The following is a 14,490-nucleotide window of genomic DNA, read 5'->3' as shown; positions in this document are numbered from 1 at the left end:
ATTTAATCAATCACATTCTCGAGAAAGCAATTTCTGAACCAATAATCGTCGCAACAGGCCTTCCTGTAAGTTGCCATCCATCAAAAGGAGTATTTCGAGCTTTTGAATGGAACGAATTTGCATCAACCGCCCAATTTTCGCGCATATTAATCAGCACTAAATCAACGTTTTCAGGGTGCTCAGTAATACTTAAACGCAGCGTTCGCTTGTTTGCGCATCGCGAAGAAACGTTAAGCAAAGCCGCAATATCAGTAGGTCTTCTGCTCATCAATTGCATTGGATTTACTGCCATTAATTCGATTAAATGCTTATCGTCCGTATATCCTGCATCAACCAAAACTTTGCGGCACACGCCATACGCGCACTCAAGCCCAATAATTCCGTTAGGAGTGCTTGCAAAATCTCCTGACTTTTCTTCCGCAGTGTGAGGCGCGTGATCTGTTGCAATCATGTCAATTGTGCCATCCGCAATAGCAGCGAGCGTTGCTTGACGATCCGCTTTTGAACGAAGAGGAGGATTCATCTTAGCCATAGCACCATATCGCAAAACATCCTCATCACACAAAGCTAGATAGTGAGGCGCAGTTTCGCACGTAATCGGCAAACCCTCTTTCTTTGCCTTACGAATAGCTTCAAACGCAGCAGCAGTGCTCACATGCTGGAAATGCACATGTACGCCAGTTTCGCGGGAAGCATCAATATCTCGCTGAACAATTGCAAGCTCAGTAGAAGCTGGAATTCCACCAACACCAAGCATTTTTGCGACCGGACCCTCGTTCACAGCTCCCGTATCATGATGCTCACAATGCTCCACGAATGGCAAACCAGTTTGTTTTGCCATAGCTAACACATCTCGCAAAATCGGTTCAGGCACTGCAGCACCGTCGTCGCTTATAGCAGTAATCGGGTGCTTTTTCATAGGAGAAGTTTTTTCGTCATCGTCGATTCCAGCAACATACTTTTTCCAAAGCTCAATATTGCTTGGTTTTAAGCCTTTACGCCCCAATGATGCGCACACGCTCAAATCGTAGCGAACTGGCAATTTTACGCCGTAAATGCAACCATAGCGCTGCAAATAGTCAACTACATTATCTACATCAAATGGAGCATCTTCCCAAGGCTCGCCGTCAAGAGCTGGAACAGTATTTGGCATAATCAAAACTTGCGTATAACCGCCAGCCGCCGCAGCCTCACTGCCGGTCATCATTGTTTCTTTTGCTGTTTGACCTGGATCTCTAAAATGCACATGCGGATCTGCAAAACCAGGAGCAACAACCCAATCACTTGCGTCAATATCGCCAGTAACGCGCGCATTCTGCTCTATAAGGGCATCCTGACGAACGCCATCAACAATAAGATCAATACGTTCGCCAGTATCCCACACAGAGATATTGCGCAAAGTTAAGGTGCCTGATTCGTTCATTTCACTCCTGGTTTTGCGTAATTTTTACAGTTATATAATAATATTATTAAATTTTTTATTTAGTTTCTGCTTCTTCGTCGCAATACATGCAACGATACTCTTGCCTTACGGAATCAGCTTTGTAGAACTTACGTTTAAGAGTTAGTTCGCTGTTTGTTATGCAACGAGGATTCGGGCAAGTAAGATCTTCAGGCGCATTCACGTCTGTTACGTGCACGCGAGGATCCGTTAATGAAATTCCGTGTGCGTCAACTGCTTGCAATTCGTCTTCTGGCACGTTTACAAAATCAGTTGGTTCGTAGCCGCAAAGCTCGTCTCCAAGAACGGAACTTTCCAAAGCCATACGCATAAGCATACCGTTTTTAACCTGCTCAAAATATGCTGCGCGAGGATCGTCATCAACGTCAACAGAAATCTCGTTAATTCGAGGAAGCGGATGCAGCACAGGCATATGCGACTTTGCTTTTTGCAATTTTTCTTCAGTCAAAATGTACGTGTCACGAAGTCGCAAGTATTGCTCGCGATCCGTAAAACGCTCTTCTTGCACGCGAGTCATGTAAAGCACGTCAAGCTTGCCAATAACTTCCATCAAGTCGCGAGTTTCTTCGTAAGTGCACGAAGGAGTGTCATTAATGCGGTCGATTACGTACTGCGGAGTTTTAAGCTCATCCGGGCTAATCAGCACAAAATGAACGTTTCCAAAGCGACACAAAGTTTCAATAAGCGAGTGAACTGTGCGTCCATAAGTTAAGTCGCCGCACAAACCGACAGTGAGATTATTAAGGCGACCAAAACGCGCGAGAATAGTTGCCAAGTCTGCAAGAGTTTGAGTTGGGTGCATGTGGCCGCCGTCACCTGCGTTAATAATAGGCGTGCTCACAGCTTGCGTTGCAACAAAAGCAGCACCCTCCTTTGGGTGACGCATTGCAACAACATCAACATAGTTAGACACGACTTTCAAAGTATCGTTTACAGTTTCACCCTTGCTTGCACTAGAAAGTTGCGCACCTGCAAAACCGATTACCTTTCCACCTAAACGCAGCATTGCTGTTTCGAAGCTTAAGCGAGTGCGCGTGCTCGGCTCATAAAAAAGAGTGGCCAACACTCTGCCATCGCAAGTGTGAGCCACTTCTTTACGGTGCGAATCAATGTATCGCGCTTTGTCTAAGAGCATTCGTATTTGCGCAGTTGAAATATCGTCTAATGTAACAACACTTTTGCCAGCTAGAGAATTTGCAATTGTGCTGCGAGAAAAAGTTTGATGCAAAGAACTAGAAATTGCGTTCGTCATAATAAGTACCGCTCACCTTCCGTCAATTGGCAAGACGGTCGCAACCACACGCGACCTACGTAATTTTACTGATTAGCGTTGACGAATTTATATACGGAGTGGCGAACAACTATAACTTATTATGCAACATTTAATAAGCATTCAATCCAATAAATCTATTTGTTCCAATACAGTTTGTTGATTACGCCTACCATAAGTAACCTTCAAAATATAAACTGTATTTTCTTCTAAAACAACTCTGTAATAAACAAGAAAATTCTTTACAACTATACGACGCACGCCAAGTGAATTCCAAGGCTCATACTTGACTGCAGGCGCAAACTGAGGAAAAAGAGACAGTCTTTCAATACTAGATTTAATAAGATTAATAATTCTTACGGAAGTTTTCTTAGAGATATTAGATGCAATATAGTCTCTTATATTTTTTAAATCATTTTCTGCATCTTGAGTAACAAGAATATTAAAAGAACTCATTACAAGCCCTTTTCTAACTCAGCAAAAACATCCGCATATGGGCGTGCTAAACCAGAAACTGACTGCTTATAACTATGCATAAGTTTTGCAGCAAAATCAGTAGATAATAATTCGTCATTTTCTTCTAAATTTTCACTACTGACTGCTTGTTTTATAAGTGCAGAAGCATCAGCATAAAAAACTGAAGAGTTAGCTCTTTCTTTTACATCATTACTTATTACTGCATTTTTCATTAAAAATCACCTCCCGTCTTGTAATTATAACTTAAAACAAATAATGCAACAATAAATGTAAAGTGACTAAAGATGAAATGATTAGCGACCGTAGAAAAGACGAGACATGATTTCGCGGCACTGACGCATGGTTGCTAAAAGATCGTTTTCAAAAACGCGGCCCTGATTCGGCTCATAGCCAAGGTAAGTTGCTATTCCGCCCAAAGAATACGAGTCAGTTGGAATAATATCTGCGCGAGCCATTGATCCAGACCACAAGAAGTTTGCGTTGCGCACTGCAGAACACATATGCCAGCAGCGGCTTAAAACTTCAGCATCCTCGTCGCTTATAAAATGCTCAGATTGCAATGCTTTCAACGCTTGCATAGTTCCAACTACTCGTAAAGATTCATGCTTTGAAGCATATTGCAATTGCATCAATTGCACAGTCCACTCAACATCGCTTAAACCGCCGCGACCAAGCTTCAAATGCCTGTCCCTACTAACTCCTCGAGGTAAACGCTCCGCTTCCATGCGAGCTTTAAGCTTACGAATTTCAGCAAGCTGAGATTCACTAAGAGGATTTGCAGCGTAACGCAATTCGTTTACAACTCCGTTAAGCAAAGCATCCGCCAACTCCTTAGAACCTGCAGCAAAACGCGCTCGCAACAACGCTTGATGCTCCCAAGTGCTAGCCCATTGACGATAATACTTTTCGCAAGATTCTAGCGAACGAACAAGCGGACCGTCTTTTCCTTCCGGACGCAAATCCAAATCGACCATGATTTTTGGTTCAAGTGTAAGAGGACCTTGCAAAATATTACGCAAAATATCTACAGTTTTTTGCGCAAAGCGGTGAGCTGCGTTTAAATCGCAATCTTCACCAACCGGCTTGTAAATTACCATAATATCTGCATCAGAACAGAAGTTTACTTCTTTACCACCGTAGCGACCTAAAGCAATAATAGCAATTTCAGCTTGAGGAGCATTCAAATTCATGACTGACACAGCTTCACGCATAGACCATTGCAAAGTCGCATCTAAAATAGCATCAAACACATCACTCATTGCAAGCATAGAAGTATCGTCATCAATAAGACCACACATCCAAGCTAAAGCTACTCGCTCAATTTCCTGCCGGCGAAGAGCGCGCAAAGACTGCGCAAAATCCGCAATATTACTTGCATAACGCGCAACCATTGCACTAGTTTGCATGTCAAGACTTGCCCTATCGCGCGCAGATAACGCTTCGTCGTCTCCAAGCCAAGTAATAGACTGCATAGACTGCATCATAGCGTCGCCAAGATAGCGCGAATCCGCCAAAACGTGGCAAAGACGCTGAGCTGCGGAAGGAGAATCACGCAAAAAACCAAGATACGTATTTTTTCCGCCAAAACGCTCCGCAAGACGCCGCCACGCAAGCAAACCCATATCCGGATTCTGCCCGTCGCCAAGCCACTTCAACACTGCCGGAAGCAAAATTCTATGAATTTTAGCAGCCCTAGAAAGCCCCTCTGTAAGCGCTTCAACATGCAACTGTGCTGCGCGAGCATCCGCAAAACCAATAGAAGCAAAGCGCGCGCGAGCAGCCTCCGGCGAAAGCACAATAGGATCCGCATCCGTTTGAGCGTTAATAGGAAGCATCGGACGATAGTAAATATCCTTATGCAAGTGCCGAATTTCACGACGAGCTTTATCAAAACGCGCAACCAACTCTTCCGGACGAAGCCGCACAGCACGAGCAAGACGGCAAATCTGCTCATTATTATTAAGCTGCTCTGTAGAAATTGTGCGCGCACGATCCAAACCGCCGTTTCCTTGAGCACCCAAATCTGGGAACAAATGCGTGCGATGCATACTCCACATTTGCTGACGATGCTCAAGAACGCGCTCAAAACGGTAATGTTCCGCCAAAAGTGCCGCCTGAGACCTAGAAACGTAGCCACCTTGAGCCAACGCTTGCAAAGCAGAAATAGTATCCCTTACGCGAAGCGACTCATCCTCACTTCCGTGCACAAGCTGCAGCATTTGCACAGTAAACTCCACGTCACGCAAGCCACCGCGACCAAGCTTCATATCCAAATCGCGTTGAGAAGCCGGAATAAGCGACTCCACACGCTGACGCATATGCTGACAGTCAGCTACAAAATGCTCACGACCAGAAGCCTTCCAAATAAACGGCTCGACCATATCGCGATAAGCTTTTCCAAGATCCGCATCCCCTGCTGCAGGGCGCGACTTCAAAAGCGCTTGAAACTCCCAGCTGCTCGCCCACTTTTCGTAATATTCCCTATGAGAATCAAGCCTACGAACAAGAGGGCCATCCTTACCTTCCGGGCGAAGCGCAGTATCAATCTGCCAAAGTGGAGGCTCCGCAGAGCCCATAACCACAGACTGGCATACTTTTTGCAAAACCATTGCCATAGAAGCACCAACGCGCAAAGCAGCATCCTGATTCTGCTTGTTGCTTAAATCCGCAGGCTCCACAACATAAATCAAATCGATATCGGAAACGTAGTTAATTTCTTGCGCGCCAAGCTTACCCATAGCGATAATCGCAAATCTGCAAGCGGAAGAACCAGTAACCTGTCCTCGCGAAATAGACAACGCTGCCTCTAGAACAGCATCCGCCGCGTCGGAAAGTTTGCGACTAATATCTGGCTGCACTTCAACAGGGTCTGCGCTCGCTAAATCAGCTGCCATAATTGCAGCAACATGCTCACGATAGCGCGCACGAAGCGCAGAAACTGCTTGCGCAAAGCCGAGAGATGTTAAGTAAATTGTGTTGGAATCGCTGCTTTCAGAAGAAACAACTGTTGCAGTATAAGCTTGTATTGCTTCGAGTAAGTCCTTTACGCGCTCTTCCCTAGTCATTGCAAAAAGATGATTCGGGTCGTTTGCTGCGGCTTTTATAAGATTAGGCCTTGTGCGCATAAGCATTGCAAGCGCGTTAGACGCACCTAATACTTGCATTAGGCTTGTTAATGAGTCAGATATTTGCGAATTTGAAGTTGAAATATTATTTATTATTTCGGGGTATGCTTCACTTAAATCTTGCAATGAAAGCAATGCAGAATCTGGATCTTCAACTGTAAGCGCGCTTCTTAGTAGTGTTTCAAACGATATTTTATTGCAGTTTTTGCGTATTGCCATCATTGCGCAACGTGCGGCATCCGGGCGAGCAAAGCCCGCTTTAATAAGGCTTCTTGAGGTGAGTGCGGAAGAGTTCGTGCTGCTTTCGTTGCAGTTGGTTTCAGTAGTTGCACTATCTGTTATGTTCGCACTTTCCATACCGCAACTTTACATTGTGGTGGTGTACAAAAATCCCTCGCGGATTATCGGAAGATAACCTGCGAGGGAATTTGCTTAATTACGGCGCAAGACTACTCGTTGGAGTGCTTGCGACGGCGAGAAGCTACGCCTGCAACACCAAGTCCGGAGAAGACTGCGGCAAGACTTGCAAACAAGCCAGTTGCAGCACCCGTCTTAGCAAGACCACTAGCATTACCGGAAGCATTACGCCACGCAGCCTTAGCGTTCTTAAGATTCCTCAAAGCCGCATCAACCTGAGCCTGAGTAGCATTAGTATCTGCAAGCACACGCTTAGCTTCAGCCAAAGCATTCACGTAAGCTCTAGCAGCAGCAGTATTTGCCTTAGATGCAGTAGAAGAATCTGCTTCAGAATTATTAACCTCAACTCTCAAAGCAGTCTTATCAACCGAAGCACTCTGAGAATCAGTAGTCTCGAAACCAGCAGCAGAACCAGAACCAACACCAGAACCAGAGCCGCTTCCAACACCACTATCAATACCAAACGGGTGATTAATCTTATCCTTAGCAGCCTGAAGCTTCCTCAAAGCCGCGTCAACCTCAGCCTGAGTAGCATTCGGATCTGCAAGCACACGCTTAGCCTCAGACAAAGCAGTGTTATAAGCGTCAATATCCTCAGTCATTCCAATCATAAATAATACAGAATCACGGAACTTAGCATCAGCATCCGCTTCAGACTGCAATCCAGACTTATCAGTCTTATAACCGTCCGAAAGCTTAGACTTAGCATCCTGAAGCTTCTTCAAAGCATCATCTACCTGCTTCTGCGTAGCATTCTTATCACCAAGAACCTTATTCGCATCCTCAAGAGCCTTCTTGTAGTCGTCAAGAGCCTGGTTAGACGCATCATCACCCTTAGCCTGAGCATTCTGATACTCAGGAGTCTTAGTGAAATCAGAATCCTTACCAGCTTCAGCAGTCAAATCAGACTTATCAGTCTTATAACCATCCGAAAGCTTAGACTTAGCATCCTGAAGCTTCTTCAAAGCATCATCAACCTGCTTCTGCGTAGCATTCTTATCACCAAGAACCTTATTCGCATCCTCAAGAGCCTTCTTGTAGTCGTCAAGAGCCTGCTTAGACGCATCATCACCCTTAGCCTGAGCGTTTAGATACTCAGGAGTCTTAGTGAAATCAGAATCCTTACCAGCCTCAGTGTTCAAATCAGACTTATTAGTCTTGTAGCCGTCAGTAATCTTCTTCTTGGCATCCTGAAGATCCTTCAAAGCAGCGTCAAGTTCCTGCTGGGTTGGAGCCTTATCCATGCCGTCTGGAAGCTTACCCTTTGGCTTGCCAGTAGTGCGATCAAAGGCATCAAGAAGCTTCCTGGCAGCCTTGAGCTTTTCGGTGTAGGCATCTAGTGCCTTCTTGGCAGCTTCATCACCCTTCGCAGTCGCGTTCTTGAACTCTGGAGTGTTCTCGAACACGTCGGTGCTGGTGTCGTCCTTGCCGTCCTTAGACTTATCAACTTCTTCTTGCAAGTCGTGCGGGCTAGTGACGTAGTTCTTAGTAATCTTATCCTTAATTTCCTTCAGATTATTAAGAGCCTCGTCAACTTCTTGCTGAGTTGGAACATCCTTAGCACCAGGCTTTGGTTTACCGTCATCACCAAACTTTTCAAGCAAAGTCCTAGCTTTCTTCAACGCTTCTTTATAAGCAGTAACGTCAGCATTATCCTTGCCGTCATCAGTCTTCTTAGCAAGCGCATTCTGATACTCAGTAGTACTCTCAAATGACCCAGCAGTTGGCTTAGCAGTAGGATCTGTCGTATCGGCAGTAGACTTCGCAGCTTCAGTCTTCAAATCGTCAATCTTAGTACCGAAGCTGTCGTCGATTGCCTTTTTAGCATCTTGCAAAGCCTTAAGAGCATCATCAACTTCTTTTTGAGTTGGCTGTTTATCAGCTTCAACATTTGGATCAGGATTATTCACCTTGTTGATGAGTTCCTGCGCAGCCTTGAGCTTTTCGTTGTAAGCTTCCAGCTTTGCAGTCGCATCAGCGTCGCCAGCGTTCTTCTTTTCAAGAGCGTTCTTGTACGGAATCGACTCTTCAAACTTAGGAGTTACAGGCTTGCCGTCTTGATCCTTATCACCGACCTCGTTATTAAGCTTGTCAACGTTGGTCTTGTAGCTGTCAGCAATCTTCTTCTGAGCAATATTGAGCTGCTTTACTAACGCATCAACCTCACGCTGAGTAAGCTTGCTAGTATCCTTAAGCTTTTCAGCAATCTTAGCAATCTGACCTTCAAAACCAGTTTGCTTAGTAGCATCGCCCAAGTCCTTTCCAGCCTGATCATGCTTTGCGTTGTTAGCGTCAGCCTTGATTGCTTCAGCATTCTTGTATTCAGGAGTCTTCTTGAATACATCTTCTGCGTATTCCTTAGCTTGCTTAAGCTTATCAACGTTTGTCTTATAGCCGTCGGTAATAGCTTGCTTAGCTTGCTTCAAGGCCTCAAGAGCATCATCAATCTGTTTCTGAGTTGGATGATCGCTGAGCGTATTGGATGTGTTATCTTGCGCCAACTTGCGTGCCTTTGCCAAAGCATCCTTGTACGCTTTCACATCATCATTGTCTACCTTCTTACCGTCAGCGCCATCCTTCTTCTTAGCATCAGCATTCTGGAACTCAGGCGTATTCTCGAAGTCGCCTTCAGTAACAGCAGCATGCTCTGGAGTAGACTTCTTAGTTTCTGTCTCAAGATCAGTAGTAACAGTCTTATACTTCTCAATCTCAGTACGAGCATCGTCGAGAGCCTTAAGCGCGGCGTTGATGTCTTTTTGCGTTGGCTTTGCGTCTTGCGGCGTATCTTTATCGTCATGCTTCTTCAAAAGCTCCTGCGCCTCAACTAATGCCTTGTCGTATGCCTTCTTAGCTTTCTTAGCTTCATCATTCTTCTTGGTATCAGGCTTGCCTTCAGCTGTTAAGAAATGAGGATCAGAAGCGTTGCGATACGCATCAGAAGTTTGCGTGCCTTCTGTAGGTGCAGCGCCATCTGTAGAGCCGTGAGCTTTGACACTAGTTTCAAGCTTAGCAGTGTCGGTGTTGTACATGTCAAGAGCATTGCGCTTCTCATCCAAGGTCTTAAGCGCCGCGTCCACTTCTTCCTGCGTTGCGCTAGACTTCTTGAGCAAATCCTTAGCCTTGTTAAGAGCTTCACCATACTCATTTGCAGCTTTACGAGCAGCAGTATTCTTAGCAGAATCAGCATTACCATCAGCACTCAAATAATTATGAACTGAAGCATTCTTATATCCAGGAGTTTGGCGAGTATCCGAATCTTTGTTAATAGATTCCTGCAGCTTATCCGTCTTAGTCGCAAACTGGTTTAATTGAGCAGATGCGTCGTTCATTGCCTTCAGAATTTTTGTGACATCTCTATCAAGCGGCTCGCCATTTTCGTGTGCCTGAATGTTCTTGAGATAATCCTTATCGTTCAGGTCACCCTTTGCATCAGGAATATTGGTGACAGGAATATCAGTTCCATCCGTCCCTTTATCCTTATCAAGCTTATTCTCAAATGCTTTGTGCAGCTTAGCAACCGCATCATCATACGCTTGCTTTATCTTTTTAGCAGCTTCTACCTGAGTTTTTTCTTCCTCGGTAGGATTCTGCTTCTCAGCAAGTGCTTTTGCATTCTTATAAGCAGGACTATTTTGAATAGCTAGATCATTCCAGAATGCCGCCGACAGCTTAGACGTATCAGTCGCATACGTGTCAATAACTTGACGAGCCTTTTCAAGAGCTTCTTTCGCTGCTGTAATTTCTTCCGCAGTTGGCTGTTTAGACGTTTCGGTTTCAGCAAACTTTCGCTTCAGTTCCTTAGCCTTTTGATACGCTTCGTTATATTCCTTAAACGCTTGCTTAGCTTTCTGATCGCCTGCTTGTGCCTTATCAAAAGCATTAAAGTATGCTGGCTTCAAATATCCATCAATATTGTCCGCCAAAGCCTTCGTCAAATCATTAGCATCAGTTGCATAATCTTTATGAAGCGCATCTTCAGCAGAAGTTAATGCTTGTTCAGCTTCTTCTACCTGCTTCTGAGTGGCATCCTTACTAGCAAGTACTTGTTTAGCTTTTGCTAAAGCTTTGTCATAATCTTCATATGCCTTCTTAGCAGCTGTCTTCTGTGCTTCCGTTACACCCGTGTCAGTGCTTTCTGACTTAGCTTTAGCATTCTTATAGAAGGTACTCTTTTTACCATTAGCATTATCAGGATCAGGGTTGTCGAAGGTTTGCTGAACAGCAGCTGCAAGCTTAGCCTTATTCGTTGCCTTAGCATCAAGCGCCTTCTTAGCGGCCTCAAGAGCTGTAATTGCAGCGTTTACTTCCTTTTGAGAAGCAGTTGGATCAGCTGAAAGATCATTTGCTTTCTTTACAGCCTCATCGTATGCTTTGCGCTCAAGATCAGTTGCGTTTTGATATGCTGGGTCAGCGGTCTTGAGCTTCTCCTCGCCTTGCTTAGACGTATCACCAGTCTTTACCTTACCATGCTGAGCGATTGCATTATTCAACTCATCCTTGTTGGTGCTGTACTTATCAAGTTCCTTACGTGCAGCATCGAGCTTGGCCTTAGCAGCATCAACATCCTTTTGAGGAGCGTTATCGTCCGCTGCTACAGTATTGGCTTCTTCGAGAGCCTTGTCGTAAGCTTCCTTAGCGGCCTTGGCAGCAGTATTCTTGGCAGTATCGTCCTTGCCATCTGCAGTTTTGAAGTCAGGCTCAGTAACATTTTTATACTTATCAGTAGTCACAGTACCGGCTACTGCAGCAGTTCCGCCTTCCTTAGCCTTACCGTTGGCTTCAATCGACTGGTTCAAGCTGTCTTTATTAGTTGGATCACCATCAAGAGCCTCACGAGCCTTATCTAACTTAATAGTCGCATTGTCAATATCGGCTTTTTGCTTCTCAGTAAGGTCAGACTCTTTTTTATCTTTAACTTGCTCGTACAAAGCTTTAGCAACTTTGAGCGCATCATCGTATTCGCTCTTTACCTTATCCGACGCGTTGTAATATGCTGGCTGCGTTGAAACATCCTTACCTTCAACAGCAACAGTCTTATGTTCATCAACCGACTTCTTCAAATCACTTGTCTTATGATTCGTCTGCGGCACAAAGATAACGTTAATCGCCTTAGGCGTATTCCCAGGGTTTTTGCCATTTTCGATGTAAATGTTTCTATACATCGTCAATCCATACGGCAAAACAAACAGGCGCGCTTTATATACCTTGTTTCCTTTAGCAGCAACTACTACCGGCTTAGCTTCTTCATCCCAGGAATACGATCCTGCATTCGATTCAGAATCGCCAAGATTTTCACCAGAATTAGAAACATTCTGACTATATTGCCAATAAGCACCGCTCATATTGCCGAGCGACAACTCAGTTGTAGGTTGGCCGTTCTTGTCGATCACGTAGCCCACATGCGACTTCTGCGCGTTTTCTTTATCGCCTTCATGAGCAAGAGCTTCGCCACCAGTAAGCTCGCGCAAACCAGCGTTGCCATCCTTCGGCGTAGCTTTCAACAAATTAAGAATCTTATTTGTATCAAACCCTTCTGCTTTAGTTGGGTCGTAGCGGTAAATGATGGTCTTGTGGTCTTCGCTCCACGAAAGGCCTTCGTCGGTGTCGCGGCCGGCAATTTTATTATTCTTCCACGAAACGTCGTAATCTTTGCGAATATCCGCCAAACGCGTGAGCTTGCCAGCCTTTACATCAGACTTAAACTCAGCAACCGCTTTATCGGTCTTAATCTTAACGGTAATAGTATTTTCTGCCTGACCATTCGAGATGCCCTGATTTGCATGACCAGCCGCAGTAAGATTGCCAGTAAGATACGAAAGCGTAATCTGCTTCTCGTAGTCGGTAGCGCTTAATCCAAGCTCTGTGTTGTCTTTATTAGCTTCGTAAATAGCCTTCTTAATGCTCTTAATCTCAGCATCAGAGTAAGCGAGTGGATTGTAGATAACAGTTGCGGTACTTTCTGCAGGAACCTTAATCTGATCTTCGGTAAACTTCTTCAACACAAGGTCACGCAGAGCAATCTTAGGAGCATCTTTTTCATCCACGCCGTCAAAATGGATTACAGCATTATCTCCATCAAACGAAATCTTATCTGCTGTAACGCCATTAATCTTGGCAAGCTTCGTCTTAATTTCTTCCTTAACTTCAGCCGAAAGATTAGTCGGATCTTCCACAATCGGCTTGTCAATGCGATCATCGTAGCGCGCAACGGTAAGCGGAATAGCTTGCGACTTAAAGCCCAAATCCGTAACCATATAAGTGTTAAGCGTCTTCGCTCCAGTTACATAAGTTTTATTTGTTGCGCCTTGAGCTGAGGTTTCCTTATTAATAGCCTCAAACGTAGTCTTGTCGTAAGCATCTTCAGACTTTACGTTAATATTTTGCGTAAACGTTCCAGAAAGCTGATCATTTACAGACTTCTTATCACTACGCGCCGTCTCAATATTGCCAGCTTCAGTAATTGCTGCTTGAACCTTTTCTGCCGTAAGAGGCTGATTATATTTCAGCACCACTGATCCAGAAGTTTTTGGCGGAACAAGCGTTACAGCGCGGAATACATTCGTTTTATATGCAATAGTTTCTGTACTACTACCATCTTTAGTTACATACACGAAAATAGAACGACTGGCTGTATACTTCTCAGCACCGCCATTAAGGTTACCATCCCTAAAAAGAGTGCTCATCGTAAGAGTTGCAGATCCGTCGGAATTAGCAGTAAATATATATTCACCAGAATAATCTTGGTGTTTGTCTGGATTTTTCGAGTAAAAATCAATACCTCTCTCACTTTTTGCATTATTGAAACCATTTGTCTTAGAAGGGAAAATAGCAATACTGGTAATCTTGCTACCATCTTTTGGAGCTGCAAAGTGGAAAGTAACAGTGTGCTTTTCGCCATTTACGCTGTATGTATTGTCTGAGCTTCCCCAGCCATACACGTTCGGCATAGTGCCAGCGTTATTCTCATTAATTTCAATCTTGGTATTAGCAGTATCCGTTGTATCAGGATTAATTTTATTAGGATCTTGGTTTGCTGCACCATCAGAAGCGCGATCCTGATTTTCAGGCGCAGTGACATCAGGTTGATTATTTTCTAACGAACGCTTTGCGAGCTTCTTTGCACCAGATTCCGCAGAAGTGATATCTGTAACCTTATTATCTACAGACTCAGTGTTCACAGTCTTCTGCTCAGTCTCAGTGCCATCAGTCTTTGCTACAGACTGCGTAGAAACTTTCTTTTCCTTAGTTAAATTCTGTTCGAGCTTAGACTTGTTATTATTATCCTTGTGAACCTTCTTTAAAGTATTATTGTCGGTCTTCTCGTATGTAGCAGACTTCTCTTCAGTCTGATCCTTATTATCAGCTTCCTTAGCTTCAGGCTTAGCATCAGCATTTTTACCAGCTTCAGCCTTCTTATCAACACCAGGCTTCTTACCAGCCTCAACAGGAACCGAAGCCGCACCAGCCGCAGCACCATTCTCCGCCGCCATTGCCGGAGTTGCTCCAAAAGCGAACGCCGCACCAGCCAACACGCCAGCGGCTCCAACCGTAAATGCTGCCACCTTGCGTGCATCCACAGCCTTAGCAATCGCATTACTTACTGCAGCATCCAATGTAACCTTGCGTGCATGCCTTCCGGAATTTGAATTAGCCATTGTGTATCTCCTTGAATACCAGATTCTCTCTGAACAAGTCTTTATGAATTTATTAGTGAAGAGCTTTGTGCAGTAATCAAACGC

6 protein-coding genes are annotated in these 14,490 nt (G+C 44.6%); all 6 read right to left on the bottom strand.

Annotated features, from left to right (window positions below; all coding sequences use genetic code 11):
- Positions 1-10: 10 nt before the first annotated feature.
- The 6 genes from HXT38_RS01945 to HXT38_RS01920 all read right to left on the bottom strand — a co-directional run bounded on the left by HXT38_RS01945 (position 11) and on the right by HXT38_RS01920 (position 14,406).
- Positions 11-1,423: a dihydroorotase gene (locus HXT38_RS01945; protein WP_004119035.1), complete on the bottom strand. Its 1,413-nt coding sequence runs from the start codon at positions 1,421-1,423 to the stop codon at positions 11-13.
- 55 nt (positions 1,424-1,478) lie between these two features.
- Entirely contained in the window at positions 1,479-2,714 is a 1,236-nt protein-coding gene (gene pyrB / locus HXT38_RS01940) for an aspartate carbamoyltransferase (protein WP_004119034.1), read from the bottom strand.
- A gap of 141 nt (positions 2,715-2,855) precedes the next feature.
- The gene (locus HXT38_RS01935; RefSeq protein ID WP_004119033.1) at positions 2,856-3,188 is read right to left on the bottom strand and encodes a type II toxin-antitoxin system RelE/ParE family toxin; all 333 of its coding nucleotides are present in this window, start codon (positions 3,186-3,188) and stop codon (positions 2,856-2,858) included.
- Positions 3,188-3,421 (bottom strand): hypothetical protein, encoded by a 234-nt coding sequence (locus HXT38_RS01930; RefSeq protein ID WP_004119032.1) that lies wholly within the window; start codon positions 3,419-3,421, stop codon positions 3,188-3,190. The genes HXT38_RS01935 and HXT38_RS01930 overlap by 1 nt, the downstream gene beginning before the upstream one ends.
- 81 nt (positions 3,422-3,502) lie before the next feature.
- Positions 3,503-6,691, bottom strand: coding sequence for a bifunctional [glutamine synthetase] adenylyltransferase/[glutamine synthetase]-adenylyl-L-tyrosine phosphorylase (locus HXT38_RS01925; protein WP_410297037.1), 3,189 nt, complete (start codon positions 6,689-6,691; stop codon positions 3,503-3,505).
- A gap of 92 nt (positions 6,692-6,783) precedes the next feature.
- A complete protein-coding gene (locus HXT38_RS01920; protein WP_421791977.1) occupies positions 6,784-14,406 on the bottom strand; it encodes a peptidase in 7,623 nt (2,540 codons plus the stop codon).
- Positions 14,407-14,490: the final 84 nt, after the last annotated feature.

This window comes from Gardnerella sp. DNF01157, assembly GCF_049244225.1.
Classification (GTDB): Bacteria; Actinomycetota; Actinomycetes; order Actinomycetales; family Bifidobacteriaceae; genus Bifidobacterium; species Bifidobacterium leopoldii.
The sequence above is the reverse complement of the archived record's forward strand: the minus strand, read 5'-3'. Positions and strand labels throughout refer to the sequence as shown.